The following is a 19,262-nucleotide window of genomic DNA, read 5'->3' on the forward strand; positions in this document are numbered from 1 at the left end:
TCCCATTGGGAGAGGGTTGGGGTGAGGGCTACAGCCCGCAGAGCACCTACCCCTGCTCGCCCATCAGCTGTTTCACCAGCTCGACGCAGCGCAGGAACCGGGCATCGTAGTCCGACTCCTTCACATGGACGAATTCGATCTCGTTCTCTTTCAGCAGCGATACCAGCAACGACTGAAACTCTTTACGATCCACCGAGCTCCCAAGACTGCGCAGTCCATCGGCCACCCACGGGGTATTGTTCTCCAGCAGGATCACCAGGTCGAAGCGGTATTCATCAATCAGCGCCTGCACAAACGGGTGCTCACGTCCCTCGTACTTCAGACAGAAGGCCTGAGTGCTGACGAAGTCGGTATCGATGAACGCCACCTTGTTGGCATATTTCACCGCAAAATCAATATACTGCGCATGCCCAAGGGCAATTTTATCGTAATCCGAATACTGGAGCGCCATCTCATCGCCGCCGAGATGCGAAAAAACATAATCCCGGCCATATTCCCAGGCGCTGGTGGTATTGAAGATATTGGCGAGCTTATTGACCAGCGTCGATTTACCGCTCGACTCGCCGCCGAGGATCGCCACCGTCCGCACAAAGAACGGTTTCACTTCCGTCGGAATATATTCCCAGTAGCGGAACGGGTTCTCGCGGATCTGCCCGCCGCTAATATTCATAAAGGTCCGCTTAGGATCGATAAGCACCGTCTCGATCCCCAGATGCTCAAGGTACTGCGGCGCATCGGCCTCTTCCGAGGTATAGATCCGGTTCGGCTCGATCCCTTTTTCGCTCATAAAAGCGCGGATCCCATGGCTCCAGACGTCCCAGCCGTGCGGATAGGGCTCCATCCCCTCTTCATTGAAGGCGTGGATGCGAATATTCTTCTGATATTTAAAGGTTTGCAGCAGCCAGCGCAGGCGGTCAGGCACCGTCGGCTGTTGCGACATGGCGCTCTCTTCAAACAGCTCGCGGTCGCGGGTATCGTCATAGCCCATAATGATATGCAGCTCATCGACCTGGCTACAGGCGCGCTGTATCAGGTAGATATGCCCGGTATGCAGCGGGTAAAACTTACCAAACACCACGCCGACGCTTTTCTGTCGGCGGGGAAACTCCAGCCCGAGGAAACGATGCAGCGCTTCAAGTTTCTGCGCGCTCGGGCTTTTGATTTTGGCATTCAGCAGCTGGCTAAGATACCCCTTGGTCATTCCGCTGGCTTCCGCCACCTGCTGCAGGGTACAGCCTTTCTGCTTAATGGCGCTTTTTAAATAGTCAAATGACGACATCGCTAATCTCCTTTTAACTTATTATAAGTCGTCAAAAACGCTTAGCGCGTCTGAAAGCTTTTTCACGCCAAAGATTTGCATGCCTTCCGGCACTTTTTTCGGCACATTGGCCGCCGGGACGATGGCGCGGCGGAAGCCGTGCTTCGCCGCTTCGGAGATACGCTCCTGACCGCTCGGTACCGGGCGAATTTCCCCGGCCAGCCCCACTTCGCCAAAGACCACCAGATCCTGCGGCAGAGGACGGTCGCGCAGGCTGGAGACCATCGCCAGCAGCAGCGCCAGGTCGGCGCTGGTTTCCGTGACCTTCACCCCGCCGACCACATTGACGAAGACGTCCTGATCGGCCATCTGTAGGCCGCCGTGACGGTGCAGCACCGCCAGCAGGATCGCCAGACGGTTCTGTTCCAGCCCCACCGCAACGCGGCGCGGGTTGGACATCATTGAGTGATCGACCAGCGCCTGGATCTCCACCAGCAGCGGGCGGGTCCCTTCCCAGACCACCATCACCGAGCTACCGGAGGTGATTTCATCTCCCCGGCTGAGGAAGATAGCGGACGGGTTGCTCACTTCGCGCAGGCCCTGCTCGGTCATGGCGAAGACGCCCAGCTCGTTCACCGCGCCAAAGCGGTTTTTATGGCTGCGCAACGTACGGAAGCGGGAGTCGGCATCCCCGTCCAGCAGCACCGAGCAGTCGATACAGTGCTCCAGCACCTTCGGACCGGCCAGCGAGCCGTCTTTGGTGACGTGGCCGACCATCACAATCGCCACGCCGCGAGTTTTAGCAAAGCGCGTCAAATAGGCCGCGGTTTCCCGTACCTGGGCGACGCTGCCCGGCGACGACTGCACGTCGGCCATATGCATCACCTGGATGGAGTCGATCACCATCAGCTGCGGCTTTTCTTCATCGGCGATCTGACAGATCTGCTCAATGCTGGTTTCTGAGAGCATGTTCAGGTTGGCCGTTGGCAACCCGAGACGATGGGCGCGCATCGCCACCTGCTGCAGGGACTCCTCCCCGGTGACGTACAGGGTTTTCATCCCTTCCGCCAGTTTGCAGAGGGTTTGCAGCAGCAGCGTCGATTTGCCCGCGCCGGGGTTGCCGCCAATCAGGATCGCGCTGCCCGGCACCACGCCGCCGCCCAGCACGCGGTCAAATTCTTTAAAGCCGGTGGAGAAACGCGGCAGCGCCTCCAGGCTGATATCTGACAGCTTCTGCACCTTCGACACGCCGGCGTTACCGGCATAGCCTGAAAGACGCTCGTTTCTCGCCACCTGCGGCGACGCGGCGATGCGCATCTCGGTGATGGTGTTCCAGGCATGGCAGGCGCTGCACTGCCCCTGCCAGCGCGGATAATCCGCACCACATTCATTACAGACAAATGCGCGTTTTGGAGCTTTCGCCACGTTTACCTCTTACTTTTGGTTCATGCTGCCCGAGAGAATACAGAATACCCCCATCAGGTCAGCGTGGCGGATAGTCACTTCCGCCTGTTCATTCACTTTGGGCTTCGCGTGATAGGCGATGCCAAGCCCTGCTGCCTTAATCATCGGCAGGTCGTTGGCGCCATCGCCGATAGCCACGGTTTGCGCCGTTGGGATCTCATACTTTTCCGCCAGCTTGCGCAACGTATTGGCTTTATATTTCGCATCGACGATATCGCCGAGCACGTTGCCGGTGAGCTTGCCGTCGCGGATCTCCAGCTCATTGGCGAATACCGCGTCGAGATGCAGTTTGTCGCGCAGATACTCGGCAAAAAAGGTGAAACCGCCGGAGGCGATCGCCACTTTCCAGCCCAGCGTTTCCAGCTTGAGCACCAGCTGCGCCAGGCCCGGCATCAGCGGCAGCGCGTCGCGAACCTGCAGCAAAATACTGGCATCGGCGTCTTTCAGCGTCGCCACGCGCTGGCGCAGGCTGGCGGTGAAGTCCAGCTCGCCACGCATCGCCCGCTCGGTCACTTCCGAGACCAGCTCGCCGGTGCCGGCCAGTTTCGCGATCTCATCGATGCATTCGATCTGAATCGCCGTGGAGTCCATGTCCATCACCAGCAGGCCCGGGGTGCGCAAATGGGGAATTTTACCCAATGGCGCGACGTCCAGCCCCGCCTCATGCGCCAGTCGCGTCGCACGGGGAGTCAGCGAACCGGCCAGACGGATCACCTGGTAATCCTCGACCACCCAGGAGGCAACGATCACTAACGCGGCGCCCAGCTCACGCTGCCACGCCGTCAGCCGACGTTTATCCAGACCGCGACCATACAGCAGCCAGCCGCTGCGCCCGGCGTGATAATCCAGCGGCATGACCTCGTCGCCGCTCAGGGAAAGCGGCAACCCAGGCCACAGGGAAACGTCTTCAGGCAGGTCGCACCAGGTCAAACTGTTAGGCATTACGGCTCCACATCTCTTCATTCAGGCGAGGAAAATAACGCATGAGGCTACCTTGTAACCAGCGCTTCTGGCAACATTAAGCTGCAAATTTTCAAAGGTGGAATATGGTTCGCGCAAAACTGAAATTCCGGCTGCATCGTGCGGTCATTGTTCTTATCTGTCTCGCCCTGCTCGTCGCGCTGATGCAGGGCGCTTCGTGGTTCAGTCAGAACAGTCAGAAACAACGCAATCCGCAGCTGGAAGAGCTGGCCCGCACGCTGGCGCAGCAGGTGGTGCTGAATCTCGCGCCGCTGATGCGCAGCGAGACGCCTGACGAGAAGCGCATCAATCAGCTGTTGACCCAGCTAACCCATAACAGCCGCGTCCTGGACGCCGGGGTATATGACGAACAGGGCGACCTGGTGGCGCGCTCTGGCGAAAGCGTCGAGGTTCGCGACCGGCTGGCGCTGGATGGTAAAAAAGCCGGCGGCTACTTCAACCAGCAGATTGTCGAACCGGTGCCAGGAAAAAACGGCCCGCTGGGCTACCTGCGTCTGACCCTCGATACTCATACCCTGGCGACCGAGGCGAAGCAGGTGGATAATACCACCAATATCTTACGCCTGATGCTGTTACTGTCCCTGGCTATCGGCGTGGTGCTGACCCGCACGCTGCTGCAGGGCAAACGCACCCGCTGGCAGCAATCGCCCTTCCTGCTCACCGCCAACAAGCCGGTTGAGGATGAAGACGATGAAAAGAAAGGAAATCTATAATGTCCACATTGCGCCTCCTGCTCTCTGACTCTTACGACCCGTGGTTCAACCTGGCGGTCGAGGAGTGCATTTTCCGCCAGATGCCCGCCACCCAGCGGGTGCTGTTCCTGTGGCGCAATGCCGATACCGTGGTCATCGGCCGCGCGCAGAACCCGTGGAAGGAGTGTAATACCCGCCGCATGGAGGAAGACCATGTGCGGCTGGCCCGTCGCAGCAGCGGCGGCGGCGCGGTGTTCCACGACCTCGGCAATACCTGCTTTACCTTTATGGCAGGCAAACCGGAGTACGACAAAACCGTCTCCACCGCTATTGTGCTGGCGGCGCTTAATTCACTCGGCGTAACCGCCGAAGCCTCCGGGCGCAACGATCTGGTGGTCAAAACCGACAGCGGCGACCGCAAAGTCTCCGGCTCCGCCTATCGTGAAACCATGGACCGCGGTTTTCATCACGGTACCCTGCTACTCAACGCCGATTTAAGCCGTCTCGCCAACTACCTCAACCCGGACCAGAAAAAGCTGCAGGCTAAAGGCATTACCTCGGTGCGCGGACGGGTGGCGAACCTGGTTGAGCTGCTGCCGGGCATTACCCATCAGCAAGTTTGCGAGGCGATCCAGGAAGCATTCTTCAGCCATTACGGCGAACGGGTGGACGCCGAGGTGATCTCCCCGGACAACACGCCGGATCTACCAAATTTTGCTGAGACCTTCGCCCGTCAGAGCAGCTGGGAGTGGAACTTCGGCCAGGCGCCGGCCTTCTCTCATCTTCTGGACGAGCGCTTTCGCTGGGGCGGCGTTGAGCTGCATTTTGACGTCGAAAAAGGGCATATCACCCGCGCGCAGGCCTTTACCGATAGCCTGAACCCGGCGCCGCTGGAGGCCCTGGCGGCACGCTTAGTCGGCTGTCAGTATCGGGCAGAAGTATTACAGCAGCAGTGCGAGGCGCTGGTCGGCGATTTCCCGGAGCAGGAAGCGGAACTGAAAGAACTGTCGGCGTGGATTGCCGGCGCAGTGCGCTGATAAAAAAAGCCCGCTGCGCTTAGCGGGCCTGGAAAACCGTAGGCCGGGTCAGACGAAGCCGCCACCCGGCACAACAGCTCTTACTCTTTATCGCCCAGCAGCACGGATTCCAGCGCGATTTTGATCATGTCGTTGAAGGTCGTCTGACGTTCAGCGGCAGTGGTCTGCTCGTGGGTACGGATGTGGTCGGAGACGGTGCAGATGGTCAGCGCTTTCGCGCCGAACTCCGCCGCCACGCCGTAGATACCCGCCGCTTCCATTTCCACGCCCAGAATGCCGTATTTTTCCATCACGTCGAACATGGACGGGTCCGGCGTATAGAACAGGTCTGCGGAGAAGATGTTGCCGACGCGCGCGTCAACGCCCAGCGCTTTCGCCGCGTCTACCGCATTACGCACCATGCCGAAATCGGCAATCGCCGCAAAATCATGGTCTTTGAAACGCAGACGGTTCACTTTAGAGTCGGTGCACGCGCCCATGCCGATCACCACGTCACGCAGTTTGACATCTTCACGCACCGCGCCGCAGGAGCCCACGCGGATGATTTTCTTCACGCCGAAATCGGTGATCAGCTCTTTGGTGTAGATAGAGCAGGACGGGATACCCATCCCGTGGCCCATCACGGAGATTTTGCGGCCTTTATAGGTACCGGTGAAGCCCAGCATGCCGCGCACGTTGTTCACTTCACGCACGTCTTCGAGGAAGGTTTCTGCAATGTGCTTCGCGCGCAGCGGGTCGCCCGGCATCAAAACGACGTCAGCGAAATCGCCCATTTCTGCGTTAATGTGAGGAGTTGCCATCTTCAGTTCCTTTTACATTGTTGTTTTTGCCGGGTGGCGGCTACGCCTTACCCGGCCTACAAATCGTAGGCCCGGATCGCTGTGCGCCACCGGGCAATGACCTCAGAACATGGCTTTGCCATATTCCATGTCAGACGTACCAAAGTATTTCGCAATAGTCTGGCCGATGTCCGCGAAGGTTTCACGGTGACCGAGCGAACCTGGTTTCACTTTCGGGCCGTACACCAGCACCGGGATATGCTCGCGGGTGTGGTCAGTACCGGTCCAGGTCGGGTCGCAGCCGTGGTCGGCGGTGAGGATCAGAATGTCGTCTTCACCAACCAGCTCCATCAGCTCCGGCAGACGGCGGTCGAAGAGCTCCAGACCCGCCGCGTAGCCAGCGACGTCACGACGGTGGCCCCAGGAGGAGTCAAAATCGACGAAGTTAGTGAAGACGATAGTCTCGTCGCCCGCTTCCTTCATCTCTTTGATGGTCGCGTCGAACAGCGCGTCCAGCCCGGTGGCTTTCACTTTCTTAGTGATACCGCAGTTGGCGTAGATATCGGCGATTTTACCCACGGACACCACGTGGCCGTTTTTCTCATCGACCAGCTTCTGCAGCACGGTCGGCGCCGGCGGCTCTACCGCCAGGTCGTGACGGTTACCGGTACGCTGGAAGTTACCGGCTTTGTCGCCCACGAAAGGACGAGCAATCACGCGACCAATGTTATAGCCGCCTTCGGTCAGCTCTTCACGCGCGATTTCGCACAGCTCATACAGCTTGTCGAGGCCAAAGGTCTCTTCGTGACAGGCGATCTGGAACACCGAGTCAGCGGAGGTATAGAAGATCGGTTTCCCGGTTTTCATATGCTCTTCGCCGAGCTGATCGAGGATCACCGTCCCGGAGGAGTGGCAGTTGCCGAGATAGCCCGGCAGGTTGGCGCGTTTCACCAGCTTATCCAGCAGCTCCTGCGGGAAGCTGTTTTCCTGGTCGCTGAAGTAGCCCCAGTCAAACAGCACCGGCACGCCGGCGATTTCCCAGTGGCCGGACGGGGTATCTTTACCGGAAGAAAGTTCATGCGCCCAGGCATAGGCGCCAATCACTTCGGCATTGCCATCCATACCCGCGGCAATTTTACCGGTGGAGCCTTCATGCGCTTTCACCAGACCCAGACGGGTCAGGTTCGGTAAATTCAGCGGGCCTTTGCGGCCGTGGTCAGCCTCGCCTTTGGCGCAGGCTTCTGCAATGTGGCCCAGCGTATCGGCGCCGACGTCGCCAAAGCGGTCTGCGTCTTCCGTTGCGCCAATCCCAAAGGAGTCCAGCACCATGATAAATGCACGTTTCATCTTGTTCTCCATACATCTTGCGCTGCAAAAAAGCGATCAGATCAGTATATCGCTATTCAGTGATACGGCGATAGACTGTCGGTGTAATTTCCGGGGCTTTATCGTCCAGTTTAATGGCCGCTTTGACCGCTTTCGCGGCCTCCTGCCAGCTGTTCTCGTCTTTGGCATGGATCACCGCCAGCGGACGCTGTCCGTCGACGCGGTCACCCAGACGCGCCATCTCGGTAAAGCCAACGCTATAGTCAATGGTGTCCGATGCCTGACGGCGGCCGCCGCCCATAGAAACCACTGCCATGCCCAGCGCGCGAGTATCCATCGCGCTGATAAAACCTTCGGTATCAGCATAGACTGCTTTGCTCAGCATCGCCGTCGGCAGATAATTAGCATAATTCTCGATAAAGTCGCTCGGCCCTTTCTGCGCCGCGACCATACGGCCAAACACTTCCGCCGCTTTACCGTTATCCAGCACCGCCTGCAGCTTCGCGCGCGCCTCGGCATCGTCCGCCGCCAGCTTGCCGGAGATCAGCATTTCCACACACAGCGCCATTGTCACGTCGAACAGGCGCGGGTTGCGATATTCGCCGGTCAGGAACTGCACCGCTTCGCGAACTTCAACGGCGTTGCCGGCGCTGGAGGCCAGTACCTGATTCATATCGGTCAGCAGCGCGGTGGTGCGCACGCCGGCGCCGTTGGCGACACCCACGATCGCTTCGGCCAGCGCGGCAGAGAGTTCATAAGTCGGCATAAACGCGCCGCTGCCGACTTTGACGTCCATCACCAGCGCATCCAGCCCTTCCGCCAGCTTCTTCGCCAGAATCGAGGCGGTAATCAGCGGGATGGAGTCCACCGTCGCGGTAATATCGCGGGTGGCATAGAAACGTTTGTCGGCCGGGGCAAGGGAGCTGGTCTGCCCGATAATTGCCACGCCAACATCTTTTATAATCTCGCGGAAGCGGTTGTCGTCCGGGAAGATATCGAAGCCCGGGATCGCTTCCAGTTTGTCCAGCGTACCGCCGGTATGGCCGAGGCCGCGGCCGGAGATCATCGGTACGTAACCACCGCAGGCGGCCACCATCGGCCCCAGCATCAGCGAAGTGACATCCCCGACGCCGCCGGTAGAGTGTTTATCGACGATCGGACCGTTAAGGTTGAGGCTTTTCCAGTCCAGAACGGTACCGGAATCCCGCATCGCCATGGTCAGCGAAACGCGCTCCGGCATAGACATATCGTGGAAGAAGATGGTCATCGCCAGCGCGGCGATCTGCCCTTCAGAGATAGTATTGTCGCGGATGCCGTTGATGAAAAAGCGGATCTCTTTATCGCTTAATGCCTGACCATCACGTTTTTTACGAATAATTTCTTGTGCGAGAAACACGGTAACCTCCCAAAGAGAATAAATTGCCGGATGACGGCGCGAGCGCCTTATCCAGCCTACAGGCATCAATTCGTAGGCCGGATAAGCGCAGCGCCATCCGGCAAATCAAGGGATTAGTAGCTGCTGGCGCTCTTGCCGTCGCCGTGACCCAGGGCTTTCAACAGGCTAGCCAGCAGGCTGGATGCGCCAAAACGATAGTGACGAGAATCGGCCCAGTCGGCGCCGAACAGTTCATCAGCGATCGCCAGGAACTGCTGCGCGTCTTCCGCGCTGCGCACGCCGCCCGCCGGTTTGAAGCCAACGGTTTTCTCAACGCCCATATCGCGGATCACTTCCATCATGATGCGCGCGCTTTCCGGCGTGGCATTCACCGGCACTTTACCGGTCGAGGTTTTGATGAAATCGGCCCCGGCTTTGATAGAGATTTCAGACGCTTTACGGATCAGCGCTTCTTCTTTCAGCTCACCGGTTTCGATGATCACTTTCAGCAGCACGTTAGCCGCCGCACAGGCTTCCTTACAGGCTTTCACCAGCTCGAAACCGACCTGCTCGTTGCCGGCGATCAGCGCGCGGTACGGGAAGACCACGTCCACTTCGTCAGCGCCGTAAGCGATCGCCGCGCGGGTTTCCGCCAGCGCAATGTCGATATCGTCATTCCCGTGCGGGAAGTTGGTGACCGTGGCGATGCGAATATCCGGCGTCCCCTGCTCATTCAGCGTTTTACGGGCGATCGGGATGAAGCGCGGGTAGATGCAGACCGCCGCGGTGTTACCCACCGGCGTTTTCGCCTGATGACACAGGGCAATGACTTTCTCATTGGTGTCGTCGTCATTCAGAGTGGTCAGGTCCATCAGTTTTAACGCGCGCAGGCTGCTTGCTTTTAAATCAGTCATTTCATACTCCGCCGGCGTCATGCCGGATCAATAGTTTGTTCACCTTGCGAGTCTGTTACTATTGTAACATTCGCTCGTCGTTACACTTCGACATTCATCACAGTTAATGAAAACTACTTACTAATTTGCATTACTGTAACGTGATTAAAATCACAAATTAGCACTCAATACCGCAGCAATTATCGTTAGTCCCCTCTTAAGCATAATCGATACTATACCGCCGATGAGAATGTGATAATTCTAACACACAATAACAGGTACACTCGATAGCGTGGCGCACATTTTGCCCAACTTACGGGCAATAAAAACGCTACAAATTGAAATATAAACCTTTTTTCAAAAAAGAGAGTGGTGATGGAATTATCACATTTACAGCAACACCAGCGGCACGGTGGCCGCTGGTTCAGGAGACAGGCTTACAGGGCGAGAAAAACCCCGGCGATGGTGGCGCTCATCAGGTTGGACAGCGTCCCCGCCGCTACCGCACGTAGCCCAAGCTGAGCGATATCCTGCCGCCGGTTGGGCGCCATTCCCCCGAGTCCGCCAATCAGAATGGCGATCGATGACAGGTTGGCAAAGCCGCACAGCGCGAAAGAGATAATGGCTTTGGTGTGATCTGAAATGACCTGCAGCCCGGCCGCCGCCACTTCGGCATCCGCCTTTAAATATTCGCCAAAGTTCATGTAGGCCACGAACTCGTTAATGATCAGCTTCTGGCCGATAAACGACCCCGCCACCGTCGCTTCGTGCCACGGCACGCCAATCACCCACGCCAGCGGTGAGAAGATCCAGCCGAGGATCATCTGCAGCGACAGCTCAGGATGGTTAAACCAGCCGCCGACGCCGGAGAGTATGCCGTTCAGCAGGGCGATCAGCGCAATAAACGCCAGCAGCATCGCGCCGACGTTGAGCGCCAGTTGCATACCAGACGCGGCGCCGGAGGCGGCAGCATCCAGCACGTTGGCCGGTTTATCCGCGTCAGCGCTTTGGCTGTCATGAGCCGGGTTATCGTCCGGTTTGTCCGTTTCCGGTACGATAATTTTGGCAAACAGCAGGCCTCCCGGCGCCGCCATAAACGACGCGGCAATAAGGTACTCCAGCGGAACGCCCATCTGCGCATAGCCCGCCAGTACCGAGCCCGCCACCGAGGCCAGGCCGCCGCACATGACCGCAAACAGCTCCGAGCGAGTCATGGTGGCGATATAAGGACGTACCACCAGCGGCGCTTCGGTCTGGCCAACAAAGATGTTCGCCGTGGCCGACAGCGATTCGGTACGTGAGGTCTTCAGCACTGCCCGCAGCGCGCCGCCGAGAATGCGAATGACCAGCTGCATAATGCCCAGGTAGTAAAGCACGGCAATCAGCGACGAGAAGAAGACGATCACCGGCAGCACGCGCAGGGCAAAGACGAAGCCGCCGCCGCCAAACACCTCGAACATTTTATCGGAGACCAGCCCGCCGAAGATGAAACTAATCCCTTCATTGCCGTAGGCAATAACGCTGGCGACGCCATTCGACATCGCTAATAGCGCCGCGCGCCCGGCCGGTACATACAATATTAACGCGCCGATACCCACCTGGATTATCCAGGCGCCGAGCACGGTGCGCAGGTTAATGGCTTTTCGGTTATTGGAGAGCAGCACAGCAATGGCCAATAGCGCCACCATGCCGATAAGTCCCATGAGGATTTGCATACAGATTCCCTGTGTTTTTGATAGTCCAGTACTAACCGCGTGATTATATCGGCCTGAAACTATCCTGCCCGTCTGGCTTCACACATTTTAAGCAAATCAATGATATGGATGGACAATTATGAGAAATCGATCACCATACAGAGACCGGGGGAAGGGAAAACAAGGCGAGCGTATTGTGCATGATCCCTTCTTCTATGGCTGCCGGCGACTCCGGACGCAGTTCACACAGCGCCTCAAATACCCGTGCAGCTTGTTCCGGTCGATTGGGCTGTCCCTGAAAGCCATTTAGCGGCATATCCGGCGCATCGGTCTCCAGCAGCAGAGCGGAAAGCGGCAGACGCGCCATCACTTCACGGGTTTTACTGGCGCGGGGATAGGTAATGGTGCCGCCAACGCCGATCTTATAGCCAAGCTGAACGAAGCGCTCGGCCTGCTGCAGGCTGCCGGCAAAGCCATGGATGACTCCGGTACGCGGCAGGGCATGTTTTTTCAGCAGCATCGCCAGCTTATCGTGGGTGCGTCTGGAGTGGAGGATCACCGGCAGATCGTAACGCTTCGCCAGCCTCAGCTGCGCTTCCAGCAGCGCCTGCTGACGATCAAACTGCGGATCGTCGCGATAAAGATCGAGGCCAATCTCTCCCACCGCCACCAGTTTAGGCGGCCGCTGCGCCATCAAGGCTTCCAGCTGCGCCAGTCCCTCATCAGTATGCTCTTCGATGACGATCGGATGCATACCCAGCGCGGCGTACAGCGCTTCGTGCTGAGCTGCCAGCGCCAGCACGCGGCTAAAACGCTCAGCAGAGATGGCTGGAACGATAATTCGCCCGACGCCGGCCTGCGCCGCACGCGCCAGGCTGGCGACCTCATCTGCCGCGAAGGGGGGAAAATCAAAGTGACAGTGGGTATCGATAAAACGGTGCGTCACGCCAGATCCTCATGATCAAAACTGGGGTCATTCGCCTGGGGCGCAGGAATGATGGTCGCCTGGGGCGCTTCATTGGCCACCGGCACCGGCGGCACCACCACCGGCGCGGGCCGGGCAATACGCGGCGCGTGGCGCAGCAGCGGCGGCTGGTCGGCCAGTAGTTTACCCACCGTTGCCAGGAAATAACGGCCGCACTGGCGCCCGGTTTTGTAGTCCTCCAGCAGCGCCGGTAGTCGGCTGCCAAGCGCCATGCTGCGCAGCGGCCGCTGCGGATAGATTTCGAAGATCCGCAACTTACCCGGCGGTTTCTCGATGAACTGCTGGATGGCGCGGTAGGTGGTTTCGTGATGATGCACCAAATTGACCAGCGGTTGCAGACTACTCTCTCCCAGCCAGCGCTCCATCCGCTTGAACCACTGCGGGGTATAAAACATCTGCGAAGGGACGGTACGGATCACCACGATGGTCTGGGCGCCGCGGCGGGCCGCCTCCTGCACCGGGATCGCATCGCTGACGCCGCCGTCCAGGTAGCTAACGCCGTCGAGCAACACGCCGCTGCGATAAAAGCCGGGGATGGCGCTGGAGGCGCGGATCAGATCCAGCCACGTTTGCGGCGTCGGCGAAAAATAGCTGGCGGAGTAATCGTCACCGCGGCAAGCGCATAGCCACAGCTCTTTCCCCAACGCGAACTGCGCTTCGGCATAGTTCATGGCAAGCGGCATTTGCTGCGAAGTGGCCTCAACCAGCCAGTCGAGATCGATAAGGTTGCCGCCGCGCACAAAGCGCATCGGATCGAAAAACTGGCGTGAAGTGGTGTAGCGGGTGATAACTTTGCGGGCATAGCCTTGCTGATTACACATGTAGGCGGAGAGGTTTTGCGCGCCGGCGGAAGTACCCAGCATCAGGTCAAAGGGGTTAAATCCGGCGCGCATAAATTCGTCCAGCACCCCGGCAGTAAAAATCCCTCGCTGTCCTCCGCCTTCGCATACCAGCGCCAGCTTGCCTGGTCGGAAGGGTTTAACCGCCAGCGGGGCGATATTGCCCAGCGTGACGGGAATGCGTTGCCCCACCCTGCTTTCCTGTTCGATTGATCTTCTCCTGACAAGGTAACGCAATTTGCCCGCCGCTTAAACCGCGAAAGCCAGTCCTCAGGACTGGCTTTGTGTAAGATGACGTGTCAGTAAAAATGCTTAGGCTTCAGTATCGCCCGCATCGCGGGCCGCCTAAGGACGTCTGCGTCCTGTAAACAGGCTCACCAGGAACAGGATAATCCCGACGACAAAGACGATTTTCGCAGCGCCAGCGGCCGTACCCGCCAGACCACCAAAGCCCAGAGCCGCAGCAATTAATGCAATGACCAGAAAAATAATTCCCCATCGAAACATACTTTTCTCCTTACCATAATGGACGGTGAACAGCGGTTTGCGCACCCTTTCTGTATAGCTCATCGCTCAGTGGATGCTGCTATTCGTTCGGCAACCTTGGCCAGACAACACTTTTGTTAATAACTCGGTTTACTTAACGCTAAGATCGTTGCGCACGCTTTTCACACCGGAGACCGCTTTCGCAATCTCTGCGGCACGCTCCGCCTGCGCCGCGGAAGCCACCGTACCGGTCAGATGTACCGCGCCGGCGTTGGTTTCGACTTTCACATTGCGCGAAGGGACAATGTCATCCGCCAGCAGCTTGGCTTTCACTTCGCTGGTAATGGCGGTATCCCCGGCATAGCCTTTCAGCGTCGCCGTCTCGCTCGATGATTTATGATGGACCGTCAGCTTGTCGTTAACGTGTGAGACGCCTTTGACCTCTTTCGCTACGCTCAGTGCCTGACTTTTCTGTTCAGCACTGGTGACGTCGCCGCTGAGGGTGACCACTTTATTCTCCGTTTTCACCGAAATATCGCCGGAGTTAATATCTTTATGGTCGATCAGCGCCGCTTTTACCCGTGCGGTAATGGTACTGTCATCCATAAAATCGCCGACTTTGTTAATCGAATTATCTACCGCCTCTCCCGCATTGCTGGCAGCCGACTTCGCACTGTCTACCGTTGTTTTTTCCGTCTCTGCCGAGGCGTTCAACGCGGCTAAGCCTAAGAAGAGCGCCAGCAACATATTGGCATTCTTTAGTCTGGTCATCGTTATGTCCTCGTTTTTTCACCAGCGCTGGCGTCTTATCGCAGTGAATTACGCCAGCATTTTTAAAAACACGAATTAAATATAGTAGACAGACGAAGGGGTTGCGGAGGATATGGATAAAAAACAGACGAATTAGCGGTGTTTTAAGAACTTTCCAGAAGGAAGGGAACGGGAGCGTAACCAGAAAAAAGCGCGGCCTGCGCCGCGCTTCGTCAGGGATTAGTGCTCGCGCGTTTTGCGGAACACCACGTCAGGGTAACGCTCCTGCGTCAGGTTCAGGTTGACCATTGTCGGGGCGATGTAGGTCAGGTTATCGCCGCCATCCAGCGCCAGCTGAACTTCATTTTTCCGCTTGAACTCTTCGAACTTCTTCACGTCAGTAGATTCAACCCAGCGCGCGGTGGCCACGTTGACCGATTCGTAAATCGCTTCCACGTTGTATTCGCTTTTCAGACGCGCTACCACCACGTCAAACTGCAGCACGCCGACGGCGCCAACGATCAGATCGTTATTAGCGATCGGGCGGAAGACCTGGACCGCGCCCTCTTCAGAGAGCTGAACCAGCCCTTTCAGCAGCTGTTTCTGCTTCAGCGGATCCTTCAGGCGAATACGACGGAACAGTTCCGGCGCGAAGTTCGGAATACCGGTGAACTTCATCATCTCGCCCTGGGTAAAGGTATCGCCAATCTGAATGGTGCCGTGGTTATGCAGGCCGATGATATCGCCTGGGTACGCTTCTTCAACGTGCGAGCGATCGCCCGCCATAAAGGTCAGCGCGTCGGAAATCACTACGTCCTTGCCGATACGCACCTGACGCAGCTTCATACCTTTTTCATATTTGCCGGACACCACCCGCATGAAAGCCACGCGGTCGCGGTGTTTCGGATCCATGTTGGCCTGAATTTTAAACACGAAGCCGGTGAATTTCTCTTCCGTGGCGGTGACTTCACGCGTGTCGGTGTTGCGCGGCATCGGCGCCGGGGCCCACTCCACCAGGCCATCCAGCATATGGTCAACGCCGAAGTTACCTAACGCGGTTCCGAAGAAGACCGGGGTGATTTCCCCGGCCAGGAACAGATCTTTGTCGAACTCATTCGACGCCCCCTGCACCAGCTCCAGCTCGTCACGCAGCTGCTGCGCCAGGTCTTCCCCCACCGCCGCGTCGAGATCCGGGTTGTTGAGCCCCTTCACGATACGCACTTCCTGGATGGTGTGGCCTTTACCGGTCTGATACAGGTAGGTTTCGTCTTTGTAGAGATGATAAACGCCTTTGAACAGCTTGCCGCAGCCGATAGGCCAGGTAATCGGCGCGCAGCCGATTTTCAGCTCGTTCTCGACTTCATCCAGCAGCTCCATCGGATCGCGGATATCACGGTCAAGTTTGTTCATAAAGGTGAGGATCGGCGTATCGCGCAGACGGGTGACTTCCATCAGCTTACGGGTCCGATCTTCGACGCCTTTTGCCGCGTCAATCACCATCAGGCAGCAGTCCACCGCCGTCAGGGTACGGTAGGTATCTTCGGAGAAGTCTTCGTGCCCCGGGGTATCCAGCAGGTTCACCAGGCAGTCATGATACGGGAACTGCATTACCGAGGTGGTGATCGAGATACCACGCTGCTTTTCCATCTCCATCCAGTCGGATTTCGCGTGCTGACTGGAACCACGACCTTTTACTGTACCGGCGGTCTGAATCGCCTGTCCGAACAGCAGCACCTTTTCGGTGATGGTGGTCTTACCGGCATCCGGGTGAGAAATAATGGCAAAAGTGCGGCGTTTGGCCACCTCTTGCAGATAAGGAGACAACGTCATAATTAATCTTCTAAGTAAACGCGGCCATGGGCCACGCATGTGGAATACGAAAAATTGCGGCTATTTTACCCATCAACGGGGGGGAGGCAATCAGTGTTTACACAGGAGCTGCTCCAGTTCGCTTAACGAGGTCACCGTCCAGTCCGGCTCGAGGTCCGCCGGCAGCTCGCGCTGATGCGCATTGAGCCAGCAGGTCGCCAGTCCGGCGTTCACGCCGCCGCGAATATCCGACTCGGCGGTATCACCGACCATCAGCACCCGCGAGCGCGGTGGGTTACCCGCCTGCGCCAGCGCATAATCGAAAATACGCGCGTCCGGCTTGGCGACACCCACCTGTTCAGAAATAATCAGCAAATCAAAGTGATCGCGTAAACCTGTCCGCTCCAGACGAGTCTGCTGCAGCGAGGTAAAGCCGTTGGTGATGATGCCCATTCTGACCTTGCCCTGCAGCGCGTTGAGCAGCGAGACCGCGCCCGGCAACGGGGCACAGATTTCCGCCATCGCATTCATAAACGCGTCGTTGAGTTCCCCGGGCGGCACATTCAAACGTTCCGCCCAGCTGTCAAAACGCTGGTGCTGCAGCTGCAGCGAGGTGATGGCGCCGTTTTGGTAATCCACCCATAGCGGCTTGTTCACGGCCTGATAGTCCTGAAAATCTTCGGCGGTAAAGGTCACGCTGTAGTCGAGAAACATCCGCTGCAAGCCGCTGAAAGAATCAAACGTAAACAGCGTTTCATCGGCATCAAAGAAAATCCAGTCCCATTTCATCGTATCACCTTGTGTTACATACTGATTGGCAGAGCCATAATAATGGCGTCTTCGCGTCCGTCGGTCGTAGGATAGTAGTTGCGGCGGATGGTTGCCTCATTGAAGCCTACGCTCTCATACAGCGCGATGGCGGCAACGTTGGATGCTCGCACCTCCAGCCACAGCGTGACGACGCCGAGTTTTTCGACTTCATCAATGACATGCTCCAGCAGCGCTCGCCCCAGGCCGCGGCGCTGGTACGCGGGATCGACGGCGATATTGAACAGCGTCGCCTCATCCAGCACCACTTGCGTAATGGCGAAAGCCGCCATTTCGCCATCTACCGATAGCTGATAGTTGCGATAGCGCTCCCCCTGGTTACTGGCCAGAGTCTGTTCGCTCCACGGGAAAGCGTGGGCGCGTTTTTCGATGTGCCAGGCTTTGGTTAAATCAGCCGTGCTGAGGGTAGAAATCGTGTTCATGTGCGCAGATTTGTTGCCAGAGCGCCCTGCGAGCCGGCGCGCTGGTCTGGAGTTCATCAAAAGCGGGGGTGGACACCTGGGCGCCCGCCAGCGGCAGCGACGCCTCTGTGCCCAACCGCCAGCTGTTGCAGCGGCTGTCCTGCGGCAGCATCGCCACCCGCTCCGGAGTCAGCTGCAGGACCTGATCTGGCGTCACGGCCAGCGCGCGTAATATGTCGCCAATCAGCGGCTCTGTCAGCGACGGCGGGGTTTCCGCCACCATCACCAGACGAATATGTTCAGGAAGCGAGATAGCGATTTCGCCCTGCAACGCCCCCGGTCGGCGCAGCGACCACTGGGTAATGCCCAGCTGCTGTAATTGCCAGTCTCGTCGGGATGTCATAGCGAAACACTCCTGTTAAACAAGCGCGCAATATAGCAAATCCGTCGTATCTGCGCCAACAAACTACTATAATCGGCGCCAGTCTTAATGAAGGAGTGTTTCATGTCCGCTTTTACCCCGGCAAGTGAAGTCTTGCTGCGCCACAGTGATGATTTCGAGTCCGCCCGCGTTCTGTTTGCCGGTGACCTGCAGGATGACCTGCCTGCGCGTCTGGATACCGCGGCCAGCCGCGCCCACACCCAACAGTTCCACCACTGGCAGGTCCTCAACCGCCAGATGGGTGACACCGTCCGTTTTAGCTTAGTGGCTGAGGCCGCTGACGTCGCCGAATGCGACACCCTGATCTACTACTGGCCAAAGAACAAACCAGAGGCGCAGTTCCAGCTGATGAACCTGCTCTCTCTGCTGCCGGTGGGAAGCGACATTTTCGTCGTCGGTGAAAACCGCAGCGGCGTCCGCAGCGCGGAGCAGATGCTGGCTGAATACGCGCCATTAAACAAAGTGGATAGCGCCCGCCGCTGTGGCCTCTATCATGGCCGTCTGGAAAAGCAGCCGACCTTCGACGCCGACGCATTCTGGGGCGAATACACACTGGATAATCTGACGATAAAAACCCTGCCGGGCGTCTTCAGCCGCGACGGTCTGGACGTCGGCAGCCAGCTGCTGCTCTCCACCCTCGAGCCGCATACCAAAGGGAAAGTGCTCGACGTCGGCTGCGGCGCGGGCGTGCTGGCCGCCGCGCTGGCCAGCCATTCACCGAAAGTGCGCCTCACCCTATGCGACGTCAGCGCCCCGGCGGTCGAAGCCAGCCGCGCGACGCTTGCCGCCAACGGCCTGGCTGGCGATGTGTTTGCCAGCAACGTCTTCTCCGAGGTCAATGGTCGCTTCGACATGATCATCTCCAACCCGCCATTCCATGACGGCCTGCAGACCAGTCTCGAAGCCGCCCAGGCGCTGATCCGCGGCGCGGTTCGCCATCTGAACAGCGGCGGCGAGCTGCGCATTGTCGCCAACGCCTTCCTGCCGTATCCGCAGGTGCTGGATGAGACGTTCGGCTTCCATGAGGTGATCGCCCAGACCGGGCGCTTTAAGGTCTATCGCACCATCATGACCCGTCAGGCGAAAAAATAATCGTCTTTTCACGCCGGCGGCCCGCTCCTGGTACCGCTGGCGCTTCCCGCGGGCAAATCCGCCCATTTTTGCAGCAATCGATACAACCTGCATAATTAACTATTGACGTGTCGCCGAAAACCACTAGAATG

The 19,262-nt window shown here is 58.0% G+C and carries 19 protein-coding genes; 3 read left to right on the top strand and 16 right to left on the bottom strand.

Features of this window, described 5'->3' with window-relative positions; genetic code table 11:
• Window positions 1-46 precede the first annotated feature (46 nt).
• From nadR to serB, 3 genes are read right to left on the bottom strand one after another with little or no spacing between them, the layout of a single operon-like run.
• Window positions 47-1,279: a multifunctional transcriptional regulator/nicotinamide-nucleotide adenylyltransferase/ribosylnicotinamide kinase NadR gene (gene nadR, locus KB890_RS10670; RefSeq protein ID WP_002887802.1), complete on the bottom strand. Its 1,233-nt coding sequence runs from the start codon at window positions 1,277-1,279 to the stop codon at window positions 47-49.
• 21 nt (window positions 1,280-1,300) lie between these two features.
• Window positions 1,301-2,683 carry a DNA repair protein RadA gene (gene radA / locus KB890_RS10675; RefSeq protein ID WP_002887800.1) on the bottom strand — a complete coding sequence of 461 codons (1,383 nt, stop codon included), beginning with the start codon at window positions 2,681-2,683 and terminating at the stop codon, window positions 1,301-1,303.
• Window positions 2,684-2,692: 9 nt separating this feature from the next.
• The gene (gene serB / locus KB890_RS10680) at window positions 2,693-3,664 is read right to left on the bottom strand and encodes a phosphoserine phosphatase (RefSeq protein ID WP_004177487.1); all 972 of its coding nucleotides are present in this window, start codon (window positions 3,662-3,664) and stop codon (window positions 2,693-2,695) included.
• Between the two features lie 104 nt (window positions 3,665-3,768).
• Between serB and KB890_RS10685 the strand changes: the two genes are divergently transcribed.
• The gene (locus tag KB890_RS10685; protein WP_002887794.1) at window positions 3,769-4,416 is read left to right on the top strand and encodes a YtjB family periplasmic protein; all 648 of its coding nucleotides are present in this window, start codon (window positions 3,769-3,771) and stop codon (window positions 4,414-4,416) included.
• Window positions 4,416-5,432 carry a lipoate--protein ligase LplA gene (gene lplA, locus KB890_RS10690; RefSeq protein ID WP_002887791.1) on the top strand — a complete coding sequence of 339 codons (1,017 nt, stop codon included), beginning with the start codon at window positions 4,416-4,418 and terminating at the stop codon, window positions 5,430-5,432. Before KB890_RS10685 ends, lplA begins: the two co-directional genes overlap by 1 nt.
• A gap of 80 nt (window positions 5,433-5,512) precedes the next feature.
• Here lplA and deoD read toward each other — a convergent pair whose 3' ends face one another.
• From deoD to KB890_RS10755, 13 genes are all read right to left on the bottom strand, one after another.
• Window positions 5,513-6,232 (bottom strand): purine-nucleoside phosphorylase, encoded by a 720-nt coding sequence (gene deoD / locus KB890_RS10695; protein WP_002887789.1) that lies wholly within the window; start codon window positions 6,230-6,232, stop codon window positions 5,513-5,515.
• Between the two features lie 102 nt (window positions 6,233-6,334).
• Window positions 6,335-7,558, bottom strand: coding sequence for a phosphopentomutase (gene deoB, locus KB890_RS10700; RefSeq protein WP_004151380.1), 1,224 nt, complete (start codon window positions 7,556-7,558; stop codon window positions 6,335-6,337).
• 52 nt (window positions 7,559-7,610) lie between these two features.
• On the bottom strand, window positions 7,611-8,933 hold the full coding sequence (gene deoA, locus KB890_RS10705; protein WP_211778013.1) for a thymidine phosphorylase: 1,323 nt from the start codon (window positions 8,931-8,933) through the stop codon (window positions 7,611-7,613).
• Window positions 8,934-9,046: 113 nt separating this feature from the next.
• Complete coding sequence (gene deoC, locus KB890_RS10710; protein WP_002887784.1) at window positions 9,047-9,826, bottom strand: deoxyribose-phosphate aldolase; 780 nt, start codon at window positions 9,824-9,826, stop codon at window positions 9,047-9,049.
• Window positions 9,827-10,242: 416 nt separating this feature from the next.
• Window positions 10,243-11,520: a NupC/NupG family nucleoside CNT transporter gene (locus KB890_RS10715; RefSeq protein WP_009309164.1), complete on the bottom strand. Its 1,278-nt coding sequence runs from the start codon at window positions 11,518-11,520 to the stop codon at window positions 10,243-10,245.
• 130 nt (window positions 11,521-11,650) lie between these two features.
• Window positions 11,651-12,445: a metal-dependent hydrolase gene (locus KB890_RS10720; RefSeq protein ID WP_004192101.1), complete on the bottom strand. Its 795-nt coding sequence runs from the start codon at window positions 12,443-12,445 to the stop codon at window positions 11,651-11,653.
• A complete protein-coding gene (locus tag KB890_RS10725) occupies window positions 12,442-13,515 on the bottom strand; it encodes a patatin-like phospholipase family protein (protein ID WP_004146038.1) in 1,074 nt (357 codons plus the stop codon). Before KB890_RS10725 ends, KB890_RS10720 begins: the two co-directional genes overlap by 4 nt.
• 153 nt (window positions 13,516-13,668) lie before the next feature.
• Window positions 13,669-13,830, bottom strand: coding sequence for a DUF1328 domain-containing protein (locus KB890_RS10730; protein WP_002887716.1), 162 nt, complete (start codon window positions 13,828-13,830; stop codon window positions 13,669-13,671).
• A gap of 129 nt (window positions 13,831-13,959) precedes the next feature.
• On the bottom strand, window positions 13,960-14,580 hold the full coding sequence (osmY, locus tag KB890_RS10735; protein WP_004146042.1) for a molecular chaperone OsmY: 621 nt from the start codon (window positions 14,578-14,580) through the stop codon (window positions 13,960-13,962).
• 219 nt (window positions 14,581-14,799) lie between these two features.
• Window positions 14,800-16,389: a peptide chain release factor 3 gene (prfC, locus tag KB890_RS10740; protein ID WP_002887711.1), complete on the bottom strand. Its 1,590-nt coding sequence runs from the start codon at window positions 16,387-16,389 to the stop codon at window positions 14,800-14,802.
• Between the two features lie 90 nt (window positions 16,390-16,479).
• Complete coding sequence (yjjG, locus tag KB890_RS10745; RefSeq protein WP_004146044.1) at window positions 16,480-17,157, bottom strand: pyrimidine 5'-nucleotidase; 678 nt, start codon at window positions 17,155-17,157, stop codon at window positions 16,480-16,482.
• Window positions 17,158-17,171: 14 nt separating this feature from the next.
• A complete protein-coding gene (rimI, locus tag KB890_RS10750) occupies window positions 17,172-17,618 on the bottom strand; it encodes a ribosomal protein S18-alanine N-acetyltransferase (protein WP_009309163.1) in 447 nt (148 codons plus the stop codon).
• Window positions 17,587-18,000, bottom strand: coding sequence for a DNA polymerase III subunit psi (locus KB890_RS10755; RefSeq protein WP_004146046.1), 414 nt, complete (start codon window positions 17,998-18,000; stop codon window positions 17,587-17,589). The genes rimI and KB890_RS10755 overlap by 32 nt, the downstream gene beginning before the upstream one ends.
• A gap of 102 nt (window positions 18,001-18,102) precedes the next feature.
• Here KB890_RS10755 and rsmC point away from each other — a divergent pair, with 102 nt between their 5' ends.
• Window positions 18,103-19,131 (top strand): 16S rRNA (guanine(1207)-N(2))-methyltransferase RsmC, encoded by a 1,029-nt coding sequence (gene rsmC / locus KB890_RS10760; RefSeq protein WP_004177499.1) that lies wholly within the window; start codon window positions 18,103-18,105, stop codon window positions 19,129-19,131.
• The last annotated feature ends 131 nt before the right edge of the window (window positions 19,132-19,262 follow it).

This window comes from Klebsiella sp. P1954 (assembly GCF_018199955.1).
Taxonomy (GTDB): Bacteria; Pseudomonadota; Gammaproteobacteria; order Enterobacterales; family Enterobacteriaceae; genus Klebsiella; species Klebsiella pneumoniae.

Coding starts and splice junctions, on each gene's coding strand:
- nadR (WP_002887802.1), bottom strand. CDS start 1,279: ATGTCGTCATTTGACTATTTAAAAAGCGCCATTAAGCAGAAAGGCTGT.
- serB (WP_004177487.1), bottom strand. CDS start 3,664: ATGCCTAACAGTTTGACCTGGTGCGACCTGCCTGAAGACGTTTCCCTG.
- KB890_RS10685 (WP_002887794.1), top strand. CDS start 3,769: ATGGTTCGCGCAAAACTGAAATTCCGGCTGCATCGTGCGGTCATTGTT.
- lplA (WP_002887791.1), top strand. CDS start 4,416: ATGTCCACATTGCGCCTCCTGCTCTCTGACTCTTACGACCCGTGGTTC.
- deoD (WP_002887789.1), bottom strand. CDS start 6,232: ATGGCAACTCCTCACATTAACGCAGAAATGGGCGATTTCGCTGACGTC.
- deoB (WP_004151380.1), bottom strand. CDS start 7,558: ATGAAACGTGCATTTATCATGGTGCTGGACTCCTTTGGGATTGGCGCA.
- deoC (WP_002887784.1), bottom strand. CDS start 9,826: ATGACTGATTTAAAAGCAAGCAGCCTGCGCGCGTTAAAACTGATGGAC.
- KB890_RS10715 (WP_009309164.1), bottom strand. CDS start 11,520: ATGCAAATCCTCATGGGACTTATCGGCATGGTGGCGCTATTGGCCATT.
- KB890_RS10730 (WP_002887716.1), bottom strand. CDS start 13,830: ATGTTTCGATGGGGAATTATTTTTCTGGTCATTGCATTAATTGCTGCG.
- osmY (WP_004146042.1), bottom strand. CDS start 14,580: ATGACCAGACTAAAGAATGCCAATATGTTGCTGGCGCTCTTCTTAGGC.
- prfC (WP_002887711.1), bottom strand. CDS start 16,389: ATGACGTTGTCTCCTTATCTGCAAGAGGTGGCCAAACGCCGCACTTTT.
- yjjG (WP_004146044.1), bottom strand. CDS start 17,157: ATGAAATGGGACTGGATTTTCTTTGATGCCGATGAAACGCTGTTTACG.
- rimI (WP_009309163.1), bottom strand. CDS start 17,618: ATGAACACGATTTCTACCCTCAGCACGGCTGATTTAACCAAAGCCTGG.
- KB890_RS10755 (WP_004146046.1), bottom strand. CDS start 18,000: ATGACATCCCGACGAGACTGGCAATTACAGCAGCTGGGCATTACCCAG.
- rsmC (WP_004177499.1), top strand. CDS start 18,103: ATGTCCGCTTTTACCCCGGCAAGTGAAGTCTTGCTGCGCCACAGTGAT.